We start from the raw sequence: 18,491 nt of genomic DNA on the forward strand, positions 1-18,491 counted from the left end.
AACAAAAAACCAAATCAATTATGGATTTAAAAAGTAAAATCAGGGAGATTCCTGATTTTCCAACTAAAGGAATAAGTTTTAAAGATATTACTACGCTTTTAAAAGACAAGCAGGCTTTTCGGTTTGTTACTGATGAGATAGTAACAGAATTTAAGGATAAACACATATCAAAGGTTTTGGGAATTGAATCACGTGGATTTATTTTTGGCGGTGCATTAGCCCTCGAATTAGATGCAGGTTTTGTTCCAGTTAGAAAGAAAGGGAAATTACCCGCTGAAGTAATATCTGAAATCTACGAACTGGAGTATGGAACTGATACTATTGAAATGCATAGCGACGCCATTTCCAAAGAAGATGTAGTTCTTATTCACGACGATTTGCTGGCCACCGGTGGCACAGCCAATGCAGTATATAATATATTGAAAAGAATTGGTGTGAAGAATATTTATTTCAGTTTTGTTTGTGATCTTGAATTTATTCTAACACCACAAAAAGAAGTAATCCAAAAATTCAATCCGCATATTTTGGTAAAATATTAGGCTTTTGTGAAATACCAGTCAAAAAATGGAGATATTGATTATTTAAAGAACCTGATTTCCGTGCTGCCCGGAAAACCGGGGATCTACCAGTTTTTTGACAATACTGGTAAAATTATTTATATCGGTAAGGCCAAAAACCTCAAAAAGCGTGTTTCCAGCTATTTTTCAAAACAGCACGATAACCGAAAAACAGCACTGTTGGTACGTAATATAGCAGATATTAAACACCTGGTTGTGGAAACCGAACAGGATGCCCTGCTGCTTGAGAATAACCTTATAAAAAAGTATCAACCGCGCTATAATATTCGACTAAAGGACGACAAAAGTTATCCATGGATTTGTATTAAAAATGAGCCATTTCCAAGGGTGTTTAAAACCCGAAATTTGATTAAAGACGGCTCAAAATATTTTGGTCCCTACACCTCTATCTATACGGTACGCACGCTTCTGGAACTGTTTAAATCAGAGTATAAATTGCGTACCTGCAACTATCAGCTAACTAACGAAAATATCCAATCCGGCAAATATAAAGTTTGCCTTGAATATCACATCGGTAATTGCAAAGGGCCCTGCGAAGGGCTTGTTTCGGCTGAAAAGTATAACGAGGGAATTGAGGATATTACCAATATTTTAAAAGGAAATATTTCCGGGGTTATTAAGCATTTGGAGCAACGTATGGATGAAATGGCTTCTGAAATGAATTTTGAGGAAGCACATGAGATTAAAGAAAAATATGAATCCCTTAAACGTTATCAAAGTAAATCAACTGTTGTTTCTCCAACTATTTCTGATGTTGATGTTTTTACTATCGATCAGGATGACAAGTTTGCGTATATTAACTATTTGAAGGTTATAAAGGGGGCTATTATTCAAACATTTACACTGGAAATTAAAAAGAGCCTTGATGAATCGTCCGAAGAGCTATTGCTTGCCGGAATTGTAGATATTCGGCAGAAAATATTCAGTAATGCCAATGAAATTTTAGTACCATTTTTACCTGATCAACAATTGAAAGATGTTGTGTTCAAAGTTCCCCAGCGTGGTGATAAAAAGAAATTACTGGATTTGTCCTACCGGAATGCCAGGTATTTCAGGCTTGAAAAAGATAAACAACTGGTACAAAAGAACCCAAAAATCAGGGAAGAGCGTATTTTAAATACAATAAAAACTGACCTTCATTTGGCTGAACTTCCACGGAGAATTGAATGCTTTGATAACAGTAACTTGCAGGGTTCCAATCCCGTGGCCGCATGTGTGGTTTTTAAGAATGCCAAACCACGTAAAAAGGAATACCGTCATTACAACATTAAAACAGTAACAGGTCCAAATGATTATGCTTCAATGGAGGAGGTTGTTTATCGTCGCTATAAACGTCTGTTAAATGAAAATCAACCACTTCCTCAACTTGTTGTTATAGATGGCGGAAAAGGTCAGTTGTCGTCTGCTGTAAAAGCATTGGAAAAGCTTAATTTAAAAGGAGTTATTTCAATTATAGGTATCGCAAAACGGTTAGAGGAAATTTATTTTCCCGGCGATTCTGTTCCGTTGTATATCAATAAAAATTCAGAAACATTAAAAATAATTCAACAGCTTCGTGACGAAGCGCACAGATTTGGTATTACTTTTCACCGGCAAAAGCGGTCCAAAAGTATGACTGATTCTGAATTGTTGCATATTCCCGGAATTGGAGAAAAGACAGCACAGAAATTATTGCGCGATTTTAAATCGGTAAAGAATATTAAAGACGCTCCACAAGAATCTCTTATTAAGTCAGTTGGAAATCAAAAAGCAACTATTTTATTTCAATATTTTCATCCTGAGAAACAGAAATGAACAAAAAAGTTTTACTTGGAATGAGCGGGGGAATCGACAGTTCTGTTGCTGCAATGATTCTCCAGGAGAAAGGATTTGTTGTCATTGGAATAACATTTCTGTTTTCAGGGAACAGCGCTATTGAACATCATCCCACATCCATAAAAGCGAAACGTTTAGCTCAAAAATTAGGAATTGACCATCATACAATTGATTTAAGAAATGAGTTTAAGGAGTTGATTATCAGTTATTTTATTGATAGTTATAAGCACGGAAACACTCCTTTTCCCTGTGCAGTCTGCAATCCGCAAGTCAAGTTTCATAATTTGAAAAAGTATGCTGATGAATTCTCCTGTGATTATATTTCTACCGGACATTATGTAAATATTGTGGAAAATATGGGTGGAAAATATATTTCAGTCGGTAAGGATAATGAAAAGGATCAATCATTTTTTCTGTGGGGCCTGTCAGAAAATATAATTCAGCGCCTGGTTTTTCCTTTAGGAAATATGTTAAAGGATGATGTTCGTATATTCGCTGAAAATAAAGGATTTAACTCTCTTTCGGGACAAAGTGAGAGTATGGGCATCTGTTTTATTGAAGGGAATGATTATCGCAAATACCTCACTGAATTGGGGGTAAAATCTGAACCTGGTAATTTCATTAACAAAAATGGAGAAGTAGTAGGAAAACACAAAGGCATTTTTCATTACACCATAGGACAGCGCAGAGGACTGGGAATTCATCTGAATAAACCAGTTTTTGTTCGGGAACTTAGACCCAAAACCAATGAAGTGGTGTTAGCTGATTTTGATGAATTGTATCGTTCTGAATTGTACCTGCAAAACACTCATTTTGTTAATGTTGAAGCATTAAATATTGGTAAACTTTATACGGTAAAAATCAGGTATCGATTACAGGAAACACCTTGCCGGATTCGTATTTTACCACAGCAAAAAGCTGTGGTTGAATTGAAGGAGCCAGTTGCTATGGTAGCCAATGGGCAAACAGCAGTAATTTACGACGATGAACGAGTGATTGGCGGAGGATTTATTTATGGTTCAGCTTGACTAATAAGGTTTTCGGTATTTGTCATCTCCCTCCAGTAATCCCAAATAACTTATAAACCGGCTTTGGGCCACTTCTCCATTTTCTACCGCATCTTTAACTGCACAGCCCGGTTCATGCGTATGTGAGCAGTTATTGTACTGGCAATTTTTTGAAATTCTGAAAATCTCAGGAAAATAGTGGGAAATTTCCCAGGCTTCCATATGAAGCATCCCGAAACCTTTAATTCCCGGCGTGTCGATTATATATCCACCAAACGATAATTTATAAAGGGCCGTAAAAGCAGTGGTATGTTTCCCTGTTTTGTGCGTGTCTGAAATTTTAGATGTTTTCAGATTGAGGCCGGGCTGCAGTAAATTTATAAGGGTTGACTTCCCTACCCCGCTGTGTCCGTTAATTACATTGGTCTTATCCTTCAGGTTTTCTTTCAAATCATCCCATCCTGTTTTCTTTTCTGCAGACGTTTTCAGGCATTTATAACCAATTTTGGAATAAATGGCTATCAGTTCGTTCATTTTTTCTGTTTGGTCTGAACTGTATCTGTCCGTTTTATTGAAAACAAGCAGTACTGGAATTCGGTAAGCTTCGGCTGAAGCAAGAAACCGGTCGATAAAAGTGGTGGTTGTTACAGGCCAGGCAATGGTGGCAATTAGCACTGCCTGGTCGATATTTGCTGCAATAACATGCGATTGTTTTGAAAGGTTGGGCGACCGGCGAACAATGTAATTTTTACGGTCTTCAATTGCAGTGATCCAGCCCCGGTTTTTATCAAAATGGCTTTCCGGATCATCCTGAATAATAAAATCCACCTTGTCGCCCACAGCAACCGGATTGGTGCTTTTTATTCCTTTCATCCGAAAATTGCCTTTTACTTTGCAATCGAAAACCTCTCCGTTTTCATCCTCAACTGCAAACCAGCTACCTGTCGATTTTATTACTAATCCTTTTTTCAAAATAAGTTTTTAATTCACGTTTTAAACAAAGTTGTTTTCACGTGGAACATGTGTGTAATTTTCTTAATCCCAGTTTAATATGATTTTGCCACAATTTCCTTCTTCCATAATTTCGAAAGCCTTTTGGTAATCATCGGCCGGAAAACGATGGGTGATTACCGGCGTAATATCCAGTCCCGAAGTGAGCATCATTTCCATGTGGTACCAGGTTTCATACATTTCACGGCCATAAATCCCTTTTAATGTTAATCCCTTGAAAATGACGTTGTTCCAGTTAATTTGGGTTTTCTGTGGAAGAATCCCCAGTAAGCTGATTTTTCCGCCGTTGTACATGTGATTTACCATGTCGTTAAAAGCTGCAGGCGAGCCTGAACACTCCAGTCCGATATCGAAACCGGCCACCATGTTGTGCCGTTCCATAGCTTCTTTTATGCTCTCTTTGGTGGGGTCGATTACGCGTGTAGCACCCATTTTACGGGCCAAAGCACGGCGGAAAGGACTTAAATCGGTTCCGATTACATTGCGTGCTCCTGCAAAGCGGCAAATGGCAGCAGCCATTGCGCCAATTGGGCCGCCTATTCCTGAAATTAAAACATCTTCACCTAAAAGCGGAAATGAAAGCGCTGTGTGTGTGGCGTTTCCGAGTGGATCCATGATGGACATAATTTCGTCGGGGATGCTTACATCTATGTGCAAAACATTTTTGGCGGGTACTGAAATGTATTCGGCAAAACCACCATCGCGCTGAACACCAATGCCAATTGTATTGTCGCAAATGTGCTGCCTCCCGCGCCGGCAGTTGCGGCAAAATCCGCAGGAGATGTGGCCTTCAACAGTAACCCGCTCCCCTACTTGCACACGGTCAACTTCTGAACCCACTTCAACAACAGTTCCCATATATTCGTGCCCGATAGTTACCGGGGGTTTAATGGTTTGCTGTGCCCACTCGTCCCATTTGTAAATATGAAGATCGGTACCGCAAATAGCGGCTTTTTTTATTTTGATTAGTACATCGTTGGGGCCAACTTTAGGCATTGGAACATCTTCCATCCAAATACCTTTTTCTGCTTTGCTTTTTACCAGTGCTTTCACGTTTTATCGTTTTAAAATGTTTCGTATGATTCAGTTTGCAAAATAAAATAATTTTGAGGTTAAAAGAAGAAGGAAAATCAGCATTACAAAATATCTTTCAAATTGAATTTTTAATAACCTGGAAAATAGTTTTTTAGTTGCTTTCGCTTAGCAGATAGCGTTGCGAAATAAATCTGACCGGATACCATGATGCGATAAATCCGATAAAAAATACAATTCCCAAAATTATCAGGATATCTGAAAATATAATTTTTACAGGATAGGCCGAAATGATGAATGACCCTGCCCCGGGCAACCCTATTAGTTCGAACTCAATTTGTGCCCAGCAGATTAAAATGCCAAGTATGGCGCCAATTATTGCCCCGAAAAATGAAATCATCCATCCTTCAAAAAGAAAAATTCGTCGGATTAGTGTGGAGTTGGCTCCCATGCTGCGCAGTATGAACAGGTCTTCTTTTTTGTCGATTATGAGCATTGAAAGGCTTCCCAGCATGTTAAACGAGGCAACCACCAAAATAAAAACTAAAATGAGGTAAGCCGCCCATTTTTCCGATTCCATGGTTTTGTAAATCAAATCGTGCTGCTGGTATTTGTTTTTCACGTGAAACGATTCACCCAAAATCGATTCAATTTCTTTTTGTACTTTTTTGGCGTTTGCATCGGGGTTTAGTCCCAATTCAATAGCCGAAATGTGGTTGTTGCTTTCAAAAAGTTCAGCCGCAAAATTAAAGGGAACAATAATGTATTTGGAGTCAATTTCTTCCAGAACAGAAAAAACGCCCGATGGATAAATATAGTCGTAGTTGAGCGCGCGGGCCGGATTGACTGCAGTTGGCCTTCCTTTTTGGGGTACAAACAGCCTGATTGGGTCAACAAACGTAAGCCCGAGGCCCAAATTATAGGCCACTCCCTGCCCTACTACCGCGTAACTAATTCCATTGTCATTGAGTAAAAAATCACCGTCAACAATGAGAGTATCAATATTTGTATATCGGGCAAAATTGTCCGGAACGCCTTTTACAACAGCAACATACTGCTGCTGGTTGTATTTCAGCAAAGCCACCTCTTCAATTACTTCGGCATAGTGAATTACATCGGGCAGTTGTTTTAGTTTCTCGAACCGCTCATCATCGGTTGAAAACATTTTTCCTCGCTCCGAGGTAATTTTTATATCCGGATCGAAGTTGCTGAAAAAGGTTTCTATCAGGCTGTTAAAACCATTGAAAACCGACAGGACAATTACCAGCGCCATGGTGCCAACAATAATCCCGGCAACCGAAATACCCGAAATTATATTAATAACATTTTGTTTCTTTTTAGAAACCAGGTATCGTTTTGCTATAAATAGTGGTAGATTCAACTTTCTTTTTGGTGTGAAACGATAAATTTTGCCAATTATTTGATCTATTTTCCGAGCAAATCGTCAATGTGTTCAATGTAATCGAGGCTGTCGTCGATATAAAATTCCAATTCGGGAATTATTCGTACGCTTTTTCCGATACGGTGGCCAAGATCTCCCCTTATTGCTTTGGTATTCAGTTTAATTTCACTTAATATTTCCGCTGAATATTCCGACGGGAAAATACTCAGGTAAATACGTGCAATGCTCATGTCTTTGGTTACACGCACAATAGAAACGCTAATGAGTTTTCCCTGGTATTTCGATTTATTTAGCTGAAGCAGAATATCTGCCATTTCGCGCTGTACGAGCCGGGAGATTTTATTTTGTCTGGTGCTGAATTGTTCCATAAGAGTTTTGTCCCTTTATTATTTTTAGGCAAAATTAACGAAAATAGTTCAAAGCGAAGGTGTGAAACCATCAGGATGAAAAGAGTTACCAAAAATTGTCCTGAAAAACGGTTTAACCAGAAAAATATTGATTTTTAAAGGGTTGTTAGTTTGTTTCTGAAATGAGCTTTGGAATGGCATTTCGAAGGTCCTCATCGGGTTTAATTATGTTGTAGTTTTCCCAGAACCCGGGATCGTAATCGTTTATCATTTCCACAAAAACATCGCGTTGCGTGAGCGATTCTTTTCGCGGAAAACGTTTTAATTCAGTAGGTTGAAGGTCGGTAACCAGCAGTTCGGAAACGCTGTGAAACTCGGAGTTGATGTTGTCTTTCCGGCTGCGGATTTTAAACTTTGTGGAAGCCCTTGCATTTGAGAGGTGCCATTTTCCCTGGTACTGCCTGTAGTTTACTTCATACTCCACAAACGATGGCCGTGCTTTTACCCCGATTGGTTTTCGTTTTATCAAAATACTGGTAGCTTTTCGCAGTCCGCGCCTGTCGAGTCCAAAGCGGGCATGCACCACGGCAAATGTTTCACGGTGAACATACAATTCGCCCACGTAACCATGAAAATTGGTGCCGCTAACAGGCTTAAAATCAAGCACAAAAACCGGGTGGTTGTTGTAGCGGATGACATTGCTGATTTGGTAATCGTAAAAATGACGGGTTTCTTCATCGATAAAACTTTCAACCGTTTTAATCACATCGAGCTGGGTTATGGTGAAGGGGCCGCCCTGCAATTTAAAATTTATCCATTTAAAAGGCTGAACATCCGGACTTTGGCGTGCTTTTACCAGCCTTACCAAATCGGCGCGATAGGTGTTCACATATGGCGCTTTCAGAATTTCCATAACGGCCTCTGAAACATTTATGTAGCCGTCGTCTTGTTTCACGGTTTCGCGGTAAAATGCCGACATCAGTTTGGGGTAGGCACTGTAGTTTTTTTCAATGTTTTCGCTGATATTATCGAGCAGTTTTTCAGGGTCGGTGGAAACTACCTTCACTTCGCGAATGCGAATGGAAACGGGCTCCAGAAGAAAAATATCCTCGTCGAGAAACTGATAGGCCGGTTTTAAAATTTGTTTGTATCCCATGCTCGAAATCACCAGCGTGTCCTGGATATAATCCGGGTGCAGTTTTAGCAGAAAATCGCCATCGGCATTGGTGATTGTGCCCACGGGTTCATTTAAAACTGAAACTGATGCATAGGCTACCGGGACCTCTTTTTTCTGTTCGAGCACTCTTCCCGTCAGAAAAAAATATTTTACAGGAATGCTGTCGTTTACAACACTCAGTACCGAATCTTTCGGACTGTTATTCTTTGTTATAATTATTTGGTTTTCAAGTTCATGCAGTATAAATTCCTGTGGATTGAAAAGTTCAGTGAGAACAGAATAGAGCGATTTTTCAATGGCCTGGATTGTGTATTTTTGACTGGCATTTATTTGCGTAGCATCGTAGGAGAAGTACACCCTGACCTGCCAGCTGATTTGGTCGAGAATATTGCTTAACGGCTGCTTTTCGGCGTTAATTGAAACGCGTCGTTCAAAAACAGATCCATCCTGTTGCTGTGCTTTCAAACTGAAAGAAAACAACAGGATGGAGAGTGCTATGCAAATTCGTTTAATCGACATTAAAATAGTTTTTTCAGCTCGAATGAAGTTTTAAATTCTTCCCCTTCGCGTAAAACTTTCACCCTTATTTTTTTGTTTTCGCGGCTTTGAAGCAACAAGTTTATATCATTTAATTCCATCGATTTATGGTTGCTCCAGTTCAGCGACAAAATCTGGTCGTTTTCTTTGAGCCCTGCAAAATAGGCCGGTGAATTTTCGCGGATATCTGTAATGGTAAAAATGGGTAATCCGGGAACCGGATTGATAACTTCCATGCCGCTCATATTGTAGTTGAAATCTTCTTTCACGCGGCTTGTAGGGCGCAGCGTTAAGCGGCTGTTCCGGTAATCGATCGTTACAATAAACCGGCGCAGTATTTCTGCTCCAAGCGTTCCGTTGCGGTCGTTGGATGAAATTAATTGCTTAATAAGATCTGAATTTGGAAATGCCACAATTGGCTTGGAAAGAATCAGCGGGCCAACCCAGATTCCGTCTATCCTTCCTTTGGTTCCATATACATTTCCGTTTAATCCTCTACCCAGAAAGGTGTCGATATTTTTATCCGGTAAATCAATGCGTTCGTCCGATTTTTCAGAAAGCCATATAGCATCGCTGGCACCGGTGTCAACAAGCAGTTTTACAGGAACTTCCTGGAGGTCGTCGGTTATAATACTGGTGCGTACAAATGGTTTGTTATTTTCCAGGTGCAGCGGCATAATTATGTCTTTCCGGCGATCGCGGTATTTGTAATATTCCGGCTTGAACAACGTAATTTTTTCGCTCGGATAATCGACTTTTACGATGTAATCTTTGAAAAGGTTAAAACCGATAAGTCCGTGAACCGGAATTCCCAGCATGTGCGAAATCTGGAAATTTTCATCGATAATCATTTGCACTTCCTGGTTTCGGGCGGTTAACCCGTTTAATTTCATTGTATTATTGCCTGAGCGATAAGCCGTAAGTTCATGCCCTTCGCCTAATCCTTTTACCTGGACAGGCATTAAATAGTTCAGATTCAATTTATTAACAAACGGCAACTCGGTAATAATGGGGAATCGAACTCCGGTATCGAGAATAAAATTCAGGGTATCTGATTCGTTAATGGTTACCGGAATAATAATCAGGTTGCTGGCCGTTTTGAAATCGAGTGTAATTGATTTGTCGGAGGGATCATCAAACAGAAAGCCACGGTTTGCCGAATGATATTGCCGGGAGTCGCGGTCGAATTCAATGCTTTCGTCCAGCGGAACGTAATCCCTCACAACCAGAATGTTATCTTCAATTTCAAACAGAAGATAAAAATCCTGCATCAGTTTTTCCAGCACAAATTTTATGGGTTTATTCGAAACGTTCAGGTTTACCTTTTTGTCTGCTACAAGCGTTGAATTATAGGAATAATCTATGTTTAAGTAGTTACATATTTTTTCGATGATATCAGACAAAGGTTCATCTTCGGCATAAATACTTATGTTTTGATCGAGAACCTGTTCGTTGTGTTCCTGAGCAACCGAAGTATTGGGCATAAACACAGCAAGAGCCAGCAAAAGGGCCATTGCAAATCCGATTTTTGTTTTCATTGTTTTCATCTCCTTGAAGCTTTAATTGTTAACAATTTCCTGTTTCGACAAAATATATTGTCCGTTTTCCTCGCTGAGGTCTAAATCAAATGTCAGTTGTATTACATTCAGAATAAAATCTATTGGTTTTTCATTGAATTCAGCAGTTAAAACCAGGTGGTTTAATTCTTTGTCTGTGATCTGAATATCAATACGATAAACTTTTTTTAGATGGCTGATTACCTGGTGGAGTGGTGTTTTTTCAAAAACCAGGTTGTGGGTTTTCCATGCGAGGTAATTGCGGTCGGCATTCACATTTTTTTCCAGTTTATTGTTTTTTTCTGAAAACGTTCCCTTTTCTCCCGGTGTCAGTAAAAGGCTGTCGGTTTCTTTTGTTGATGTGTTGGTTTTCCTGGTTACCTGTACTTTTCCGGTTTCCACAATTACTTCCACTTTTTCCTGCTCCGGGTATGCCGAAACGTTGAATGATGTTCCCAGCACTTTTACCTGCGTTTCTCCGGCGTTAATTACAAAGGGTTTTTCGGGATTGGGCTCCACATCAAAAAAGACTTCTCCTGTGATGGTAACTTCCCTTACATTGCCTTTAAACCGTTTCGGGAAGCTGATTTTTGAATTGCTGTTTAACGTAACAACCGAACCATCGGGTAAAGTATGTTCCTGCAATTCGAGCGTTTCGGGAGGTAAAATTTCAGTATAAATTTCATTCACCGGGTTTTGGTTGGCAATGTAATACCCTCCCACTCCAAGTAAAATTGCAACCAGAATAACAGCGGCGTAACGGTAAATTTTCGTAACAATTTCCTTCCTGAAATTCATTTGCCGAACCGGCACTGTTTGTGCAGCAACTTTTTGCCACGCTGCAGCTGAATCGTACTGTTTCAGCTTGTAAACCAAATCGGCATTTTCCAGCATTTGCCTTGCCTTTTCAAGTTCTTCGCGGTTTTTAACCGACTGGTTTGCCCATTTTTCCACTCGTTCTTTTTCGGCGGGAGTGGCTTCACCAGTGAGGTATTTGCCTATTAAATCCCAATCGGGCTTTTCAGATGTAACTTTATTTTTCATTCTTTATTTGGTATGAAATCATGTAAAAGAATCTTGCTAAATAGTTTTGTGAAATGCGCACACATTCGCCTTTCTATTTTTAAAGACAGGCTGAAATGAATTTACCCTTAAATGAGTTGAAAAAATTTAGATGAAAAACAAGAGAATGCCTGAGTAGTGTTTCAGCTTTTCGCGTAAGGTTTTAATAGACAGGCCCATTTGTGTTTCAACAGTTTTTACCGAGATATTGAGTTTTTCAGCAATTTCGCGGTATTTTAAACCTTGCTGGCGGCTTAACCTGAAAATTTCCTGCCGTTTTTCCGGTAGCGAGTTAATAGATTCTTCAATTTTGTGGAGCAGCCCAATTTTCGGGTAGTTACTTTCGTCGGTTTTCACGGCTTCTGTTTCGTGAATAACCTTTTGGGCATATTGATTTTTTATTTGGTTGTGTTGAATGTAGTTCAGGCATTGGTTTTTAACTGCCCTGAAAAGGTAATTTTTCAGCGAAGTGTCAATTTGAATTTTTTCCCGTTTTTCCCAAAGCCGCACAAACAGTTCCTGGGCGATTTCCTCGGCTTCTGCTTCATTTTTTATAAGATGGGTTGCATAATGACATAAAATACCGTAGTGCCGATGAAAAAGGGTTTCAAAGGCTTTTTTGTCGTCCTGTTTTATTTTTTCGAAAAGTATGTAATCTTCTTGCAGGTACATTGTAATTGTTCCATCCTAATGAGTGTCCAAGGTAATAAAACAGGTTGATTTTTTGAGCGAATTTTGTTTCAATTAAATGATATGCTGGTTAATAAATCAATAACAAGAATTATACCCCCGATTAATATGGCGAGTGTAAGTATAGTTGAAACCGGAGAGGAAGATTTATAGGTTTGCCGGTTGATTTGTTTCTCCACCTTTTTGTACTGAAAAAATGCAAAAATTGTCAGGACAACACCCAAAGCCACCATAACAACACCAATAACGGCCGAAGATCTTTCTGAAATGGCAAAACTGGAATTGTCCATCATTAATGTAATTTCCTTAAGAAAGAGCGCAAATTTTACAATTACAAATCCCAGCCCCATTAACGCAACGGAAGTGCGTATCCAAGCCAGGTATGTGCGTTCGTTTGCGAGGTGTTCGCGTAGTTTTGTATCCCTGTTTTCTTTACTCATTTTTTGAGGTGATTTGTTAATGCAACAACCGCAAAACAAATATAAGAAAATAGATTTTGTCAATTTGGGTGAAATAATTAGCTTTGCACACCATTTTTCCACAACAGGAAAAAGCCCGGATGGCGGAATTGGTAGACGCGCTGGATTCAAAATCCAGTTCCAGCAATGGAGTGTGGGTTCGATTCCCACTCCGGGTACGAAAAAGGCTTAATTATCAATTAGTTAGGCCTTTTTTAGTACCGTTTTTGTTACCATTTTTGGGAAATGGGATTGATTTTTTCACAAAAAACCCACCCGAAACACACGGTCCCGAGCGGGTTTAAAATGCAACAATGAAAAAATAATTACGGTTTTTACCGGTTCTTATTAAGAATAATTCTAAATAGATAACGCTATTGTCACCAAAAAAATGAATTTATGCTGAAAATCAGCGTTTTGGCCTTTAAGAAGGTTTGATTTTCTGTCATTGTAACCTAATGTACCCCGCACCGCCCTGAATCAAAAACGTAATTACGATTATAAAAAAAATGCGCTATATGCCAGTTAATCAATTACTAATGGGAAAAACCGTTCGGCTCCTGTCATATCAATAGTTTCATCCACCCATATAACATCATTCACATCCCAGGCATCCTCGAGGGAATAAACCCGTGGTGAATAGTTCATTTTATAGCCTTTGATTTCGGTTGCGCCTATCTGGTTGGTTCCAAATTCTGTGGTAATTTCTTCAATGATGAATTCTCCTTCCCTGGACTTGAATTTTCGATAAATGTTGTTCAGTACATGATCCAAGACACCCAGAGGGAAATGCGCCTTGCAGGAAACGGGCTGCCTGGTTGCCCAAAACCGGCTCCAATACCGCCACCTCTTTTCTAACAAACCGGTGGTTTCTTGCTCAAAATCGAGGCTTAAATTACTGGTTTGGTAGGCTCCGGTATTATTGCCATTATAGAATAACAACCGTGGTGTAAAGGAACTGTATTCAAACTGTTCGCTTCGCATATTTCCCATTTGCCGGGTTTCGGCACTCTCCTCTCCAACCAGGGTGCTGAATTCTGTTTTTATTTCTTCGGTTTCATCTTTACCGTGGTTGTAAAAAGCGTGCTGAAAACCTATTGAAAGGTGCCGCCAACCAATGTATTTTTCCTGCGTATTTTCCCCGGTTTCTTCGTCTGTATTTTCAAGCAGCCACAATTTATATTGAACGTAGGTGTTTGTTTCCCTTACAAATCGGATTTCATCCATTTCCGGGTTATCGATTTGTTCGAGCTCGTCCCAGGTATCAACCGGTTCCTTTTCGTTTAACCGGTAATCGGTTAAATCAGCCCATTGCTCGTTAAAAATAAGATCGTCGCCGTCATGTTCATAAACAAATTTCAGGGAGCTGTCTTTTTTATCTTCCAGTTGCCAGTTTCCGTCCAAATATTTGCTGATATCGATTGAAGCGGATGTGAAAACGGATTCCCTGTCAATAATATTTACGATCCTTCGGTTGGGTTGAAAATGGAAGAAAACATTGAGCAGATTTTGCACACTTAGGATGAATTCTTTCAACTTTATGGGCGGAAAAAGTTCTTTGTAATAAAACGTATTAACCTGCCTGCCAACCAGGTTTATCCTGTTTCCTACACTTCGGGCCCTGGGGGTGTGATCCTCATAAATCCCTTCATACGTTTCATCCCAAAAATCCTTATAAAATGAACGGTCGGCTGTTGTGGCTATTTCGTTAATGTCGAAATTGTGGTAAATAACCAACCTTTTCAAGTCGGGATCATCGGCAATGAAATTTTCTTTAATTCCGAATTTGGCATCTTTGAAAAGGGTTTTTATGGCATAATTCAGAAACAACATGGGAGAAACCACGGAAACATCCAAATCATTTTTCACACTTTCCGCATCCGCATCGCTGGAAGTTTTCGGGGCCTTTATAGTGCCGTCTTCGTTTTTAGCGTTTACCTGCCAGCCTGAATAACGGAGAAATGCCTCTGTTAAATCTTCGGATTCCACGGTTTCGGGAATATATTCACGGTCGTCAATTTTTAGGATGTGAGACCATTTGAATTCAATAATTAACTTACCATAGGACGGGTTTTCAACCATTTTTATTACGGGTACTTTTTGCCCTTTCTCTTTAAAAAAATCTGGATTATAAACCCCTGGGCAGGCATATTCATCCACATCCGGATCGTAATCCGATTTGTTCTGGAAAACCTTTTGCTGCTTAAATGAAATACTGTCGTAAATGTATTTTTCCCGGTGTTCTTCGCCAATGTTGCCGGTGTTCGAGCGTAACCAGCAATTATAACTTTCGTTGTCGGCGGTTTTAATTATCAGCGTGCCCGCCATTAACAAAACCCCGCTGAAATGGATTTCAAACCCTTCGAATTCGCGGGTGTTTTCTTTTGCGTATCGCTCAAAATCTTCGGGGTTGCCTAAGATTGTCCGGTTAATATCATTTGCCGGGATGTTAATCCCCAGGCCAACATCGCCGGGGAAACTATCGAAATTGCAGGCGGGGTTACGCCAGGTTAATTTGACCGAGTTGTCCTCGTCAACTGCAAATGATTTGTTATTTAAATAAAATGCAAGCATGATTAAAGCCCTCTTTTGTTCTCAATTTCATTCAATGTTTCCAAATCTTTTTTAATCATTTGGGTGTAAACAGTGGGTTTCCACCGTTGGAACCGCTTAATTTCTTCTTTCAATTCCAGTACGGCACCGGCAACCATTTTTCCGGTTTCAGTGTCGATTGAGCTGCTGCCAGATGGATAATCAACTTGTTTAGCAGGATATTTGCCCTCGGCGTAAGTTACCGGGCGGCCATCCCTTACACGAAGAATCGCATCAACAATTTGAGGGTAATTCATCCTAAGTTCCCTGGTAGTTTTGCCATCAACTACTAATTCAGGCTGACCGGATACCTCGTTAAAAATCCCGAGCTGAGGGCCATCGTAAAACCCGGTTTGTGGCCTGCCTGAATAACTAACGCTGTATGTTTTCCCATCAGACCCGGTAACAGGATAACGGCCTTCGGCATTTGTTTTTACTTTGCCTGTTGCGCTTTTTATGGTTCCGATTAACCCGGCAACTTGTGCTACAAAACCAATAATAAGCGGAATGTTGGCCGGGAAAGGTGCCGCGGCTGCTGACTCCCCGGTACCTTTGGCAATGTTGATAATGGTTTCGGCAACGGCATAGGCTTGTTTTGCCAATAATGCAGCTTTACCAATACGGCTTTCTTCCCCAAAAACGCCAATAATAGTGTCGAGTGTGGATAAATAGGCATCTCTTTTCTGCTGTTGAAGCTTTTCTTCATTCTCCGCGCGTTGTTCTGCAGCCTCTTGTTCTTTGTTGAGAATCCTTTCTCTGAGTTGGCTCTGCTCTAAAACGGCATCGGTATAAATTACTTCATTTGCAATCCGGGGATCTCCGAGGGATTCCATTTCTGCAGGTGTTTCTTCTCTGCCTAATTCTCCGGTTCCGTCGCCCTCCTGGTTGTTATCAAACGTTGGCGGACCTGAAAAACCTGTTGCCGGTTGCTGACTGGTTGCAGGGTCCTGAAATTGTTTACCTGCAGTCAGTTTGCCGTCAATGGTATTGTTCCAGGCATTTTTCCAAATATCGGCTAATTTGGTGGCGTTATCAGCTACTTTGCCGGTCATGTTGTCGCCCCAGGTGGTAATGGCATTTTTAATGCCTTCCACATCGAAAGTGAGAATCGATTTAATGAGATTGCCACCTAATTTGAGTTGTTCCCACAGACTTTGCAGCGCAATTTTTACACCCAAAAAACCGGTTCGCCAGGTGGCCAGCATGTACTGAAATCCGGCCCTTACCGGCAGGCTCTCATTGTACATGGTAATAAACCAATCCCTGACATCTGCAATACCTTTGGCAATACCTCCAATTCCTGTGGCTGCCAAATCAATAGCAAAAGCTTTAATGGCATCGAATGTGCCGGTTCCGGTTCCCATCAGCTCCGACCATGCCTCATTAAGTTTCTGGTTGGCCTGTAAAAGTTTCTCCTGTGCAACGGCATTTTCACCCGCTCCAGCTTTGAGTTTTTCCAAACTCATTTCAGCCGTTCCCAGCATGGCAATATATTCCAGTCCGGCATCTTCACCGGCTCCGCGGAAAATATCAGCTAAAGCAGTTCCCACCTCTGAACTTTGCGGCGGCAATTCAGCCATTTTACTACTGATTTGCTGAATGGCATCAAAAACAGTAATGGTCCCGTTTCGTAGCTGCTGCTGCATGGTAACGGAACTGATTCCAATTCCTTCAATCGCGGCACGTGTGGCCGGTGTCATTTCACGAATGCTGATTGTGGCCTCTTTTATTGCATCAATACCTTTGTCGGAGTAAATACCGGATTTAACCTGCTGGCTGATTAGTGCAATGGATTCATCAGCAGACAAACCAGCAGCTTTAAATTGCGGCCCGTATTCTTTCAGGATATCCAAAAATTCGCCGGATGAATCGGCTCCTGTCAAAAAACCGTCGTTTACTTTTTGCAGCGCTTCATCCAGTGAAATTCCCATTGTCTGGGAAATGGAGTTCACAGAAACCAGTACCTTGTTAAAATCCTGCTCAAAGGTTTTGGCCGTTGCCTGAACTTTGGCTGTAAAATCTGCCAGCGGTTGGCCGCTTAACCCTGTCAGCCTCTCCGCTTCTCTCCGCGCTTTTGCTGTTTGCTGGTATAAATTGAATAAGGCTTTCGCTCCTCTAATTGCCCCGCCAATGATAGCCGCAAAACCGAAAGCAGGCAATAACTGACTGGCAAGGTTTTTAAGTTTGCCGGTCATTCCGGTTGCCGCGCTGGTTTCTGAATAAATACCCGAAATTTCTTTTTTAACCGCTTTAAGTTGCTTCGATTTTTTTGTGTATTCATCGGTATTTCGGTTCAGCTTGTTAACCTGATTTGTTAATTGCCGTTTGGCTTTCTGCAGGTCGTTAAGGCTTGCACCGTTAATGTTTTTAAGGGTTTTTTCAATGTCCTGGTTTTCGCGGACCAGTTTATTTGCCTGCTTATTTACCTTTTTTAATTCCCCGTCAATTTTTTTCCAGCCGGTAACGTCTCCGGCTTTTTCTGCTTTCGTTTTCAGCGCAATAAGCCGCTTCATTTCGCCCTGCAGCTCTCCCAGCTCTTTTTGTGCCCCCTGGCTGTTCAGGGTAATTTTTACATTGGCTTGTTCGTTAACCATCGGATTGTTGTTTAACGCGTTCAAAATTATCTACCTCAACAATGGCCCTGAAAATGGCGACAAAATGTTTTGGCTTCATTCTCGAAGGGGTTTTCAAAATGTGGTTGAAGTGTGATGAAGAAATACCGGACCGGCGGCAAATTTCGCTTTGCGGTTTGTTCGAAAGTTTAATTACTGCAGGCAGGTCGCGTTGAATCTCGCGCCAATTTTCGGCCTCTTTCATTGTCCAGATTTGTTTCATTTTTTTGCCTGGTTTTTCAGTTGAACCAAAATTCCTTCGGGTGTGGAAAAAGGTGTTTCACCTTCATCGATAGCTGAAACATTGCCGTGTTTCGCGGTTAGTTCGCTGTTGAATTCATCATTCATTTTCTCTTTAAATGATTTGTCGGCTTTTGCCTTTTTACTTTTCTCAGTGGCAATTTTGCGCCCCCAGGCATCGGTTGCCGGTGCCGGTGGAATGTTGAATAATGTGTTTTTACTCATGATTGTGGAATTTAAATTTTCAATTCGTTTCCGTACAAATTCGGATTTGGTAACTCCGAGGGCTGAACATAGCCGTTCCAGGTCTTCGCGATCCTGTTGGGAAAGCCTAATTCCTACCATTGCCGGAAACTGTTTTTCTGATCTGTTCAT

16 protein-coding genes and 1 tRNA gene are annotated in these 18,491 nt (G+C 40.6%); 4 read left to right on the top strand and 13 right to left on the bottom strand.

Features of this window, described 5'->3' with window-relative positions; genetic code table 11:
- Positions 1-20: 20 nt before the first annotated feature.
- The 3 genes from BUC07_RS07085 to mnmA are packed head-to-tail and all read left to right on the top strand — an operon-like array spanning position 21 to position 3,421.
- Positions 21-539, top strand: coding sequence for an adenine phosphoribosyltransferase (locus BUC07_RS07085; protein ID WP_073167933.1), 519 nt, complete (start codon positions 21-23; stop codon positions 537-539).
- Positions 540-545: 6 nt separating this feature from the next.
- Positions 546-2,372, top strand: coding sequence for an excinuclease ABC subunit UvrC (gene uvrC / locus BUC07_RS07090; protein WP_073167824.1), 1,827 nt, complete (start codon positions 546-548; stop codon positions 2,370-2,372).
- Complete coding sequence (gene mnmA / locus BUC07_RS07095) at positions 2,369-3,421, top strand: tRNA 2-thiouridine(34) synthase MnmA (RefSeq protein WP_073167826.1); 1,053 nt, start codon at positions 2,369-2,371, stop codon at positions 3,419-3,421. The genes uvrC and mnmA overlap by 4 nt, the downstream gene beginning before the upstream one ends.
- On the opposite strand, the gene rsgA is transcribed toward mnmA, so the two are convergent.
- The 9 genes from rsgA to BUC07_RS07140 all read right to left on the bottom strand — a co-directional run bounded on the left by rsgA (position 3,422) and on the right by BUC07_RS07140 (position 12,654).
- Complete coding sequence (gene rsgA, locus BUC07_RS07100) at positions 3,422-4,372, bottom strand: ribosome small subunit-dependent GTPase A (RefSeq protein WP_073167829.1); 951 nt, start codon at positions 4,370-4,372, stop codon at positions 3,422-3,424. It lies immediately after the preceding gene.
- A gap of 63 nt (positions 4,373-4,435) precedes the next feature.
- Positions 4,436-5,464, bottom strand: coding sequence for an L-threonine 3-dehydrogenase (gene tdh / locus BUC07_RS07105; protein WP_073167831.1), 1,029 nt, complete (start codon positions 5,462-5,464; stop codon positions 4,436-4,438).
- Between the two features lie 133 nt (positions 5,465-5,597).
- On the bottom strand, positions 5,598-6,824 hold the full coding sequence (locus BUC07_RS07110; RefSeq protein WP_073167833.1) for an ABC transporter permease: 1,227 nt from the start codon (positions 6,822-6,824) through the stop codon (positions 5,598-5,600).
- A 44-nt stretch (positions 6,825-6,868) separates the two neighbouring features.
- A complete protein-coding gene (gene rbfA, locus BUC07_RS07115; RefSeq protein WP_073167834.1) occupies positions 6,869-7,213 on the bottom strand; it encodes a 30S ribosome-binding factor RbfA in 345 nt (114 codons plus the stop codon).
- Positions 7,214-7,358: 145 nt separating this feature from the next.
- Positions 7,359-8,888: a carboxypeptidase-like regulatory domain-containing protein gene (locus tag BUC07_RS07120; protein ID WP_073167836.1), complete on the bottom strand. Its 1,530-nt coding sequence runs from the start codon at positions 8,886-8,888 to the stop codon at positions 7,359-7,361.
- Entirely contained in the window at positions 8,888-10,444 is a 1,557-nt protein-coding gene (locus BUC07_RS07125; protein WP_175552484.1) for an aspartyl protease family protein, read from the bottom strand. The genes BUC07_RS07120 and BUC07_RS07125 overlap by 1 nt, the downstream gene beginning before the upstream one ends.
- A 21-nt stretch (positions 10,445-10,465) precedes the next feature.
- On the bottom strand, positions 10,466-11,506 hold the full coding sequence (locus BUC07_RS07130) for a FecR family protein (protein WP_073167841.1): 1,041 nt from the start codon (positions 11,504-11,506) through the stop codon (positions 10,466-10,468).
- Positions 11,507-11,632: 126 nt separating this feature from the next.
- Positions 11,633-12,196, bottom strand: coding sequence for an RNA polymerase sigma-70 factor (locus BUC07_RS07135; protein WP_073167843.1), 564 nt, complete (start codon positions 12,194-12,196; stop codon positions 11,633-11,635).
- A gap of 68 nt (positions 12,197-12,264) precedes the next feature.
- On the bottom strand, positions 12,265-12,654 hold the full coding sequence (locus BUC07_RS07140) for a YidH family protein (RefSeq protein ID WP_073167845.1): 390 nt from the start codon (positions 12,652-12,654) through the stop codon (positions 12,265-12,267).
- 113 nt (positions 12,655-12,767) lie between these two features.
- Between BUC07_RS07140 and BUC07_RS07145 the strand changes: the two genes are divergently transcribed.
- Positions 12,768-12,851: transfer RNA gene (locus tag BUC07_RS07145), tRNA-Leu, on the top strand.
- Positions 12,852-13,197: 346 nt separating this feature from the next.
- On the opposite strand, the gene BUC07_RS07150 is transcribed toward BUC07_RS07145, so the two are convergent.
- Genes BUC07_RS07150 through BUC07_RS07165 form a run of 4 tightly spaced genes read right to left on the bottom strand, consistent with a single transcriptional unit; the run spans position 13,198 to position 18,491 of the window.
- Positions 13,198-15,246, bottom strand: a complete 2,049-nt coding sequence (locus tag BUC07_RS07150) for a hypothetical protein (protein WP_073167847.1) — start codon at positions 15,244-15,246, stop codon at positions 13,198-13,200.
- Between the two features lie 2 nt (positions 15,247-15,248).
- Complete coding sequence (locus BUC07_RS07155; RefSeq protein WP_073167849.1) at positions 15,249-17,858, bottom strand: phage tail tape measure protein; 2,610 nt, start codon at positions 17,856-17,858, stop codon at positions 15,249-15,251.
- Entirely contained in the window at positions 17,851-18,099 is a 249-nt protein-coding gene (locus BUC07_RS07160) for a hypothetical protein (protein ID WP_073167851.1), read from the bottom strand. Before BUC07_RS07160 ends, BUC07_RS07155 begins: the two co-directional genes overlap by 8 nt.
- Entirely contained in the window at positions 18,096-18,491 is a 396-nt protein-coding gene (locus tag BUC07_RS07165) for a hypothetical protein (RefSeq protein WP_073167852.1), read from the bottom strand. Before BUC07_RS07165 ends, BUC07_RS07160 begins: the two co-directional genes overlap by 4 nt.

The organism is Tangfeifania diversioriginum, from assembly GCF_900141875.1.
GTDB lineage: Bacteria > Bacteroidota > Bacteroidia > Bacteroidales > Prolixibacteraceae > Tangfeifania > Tangfeifania diversioriginum.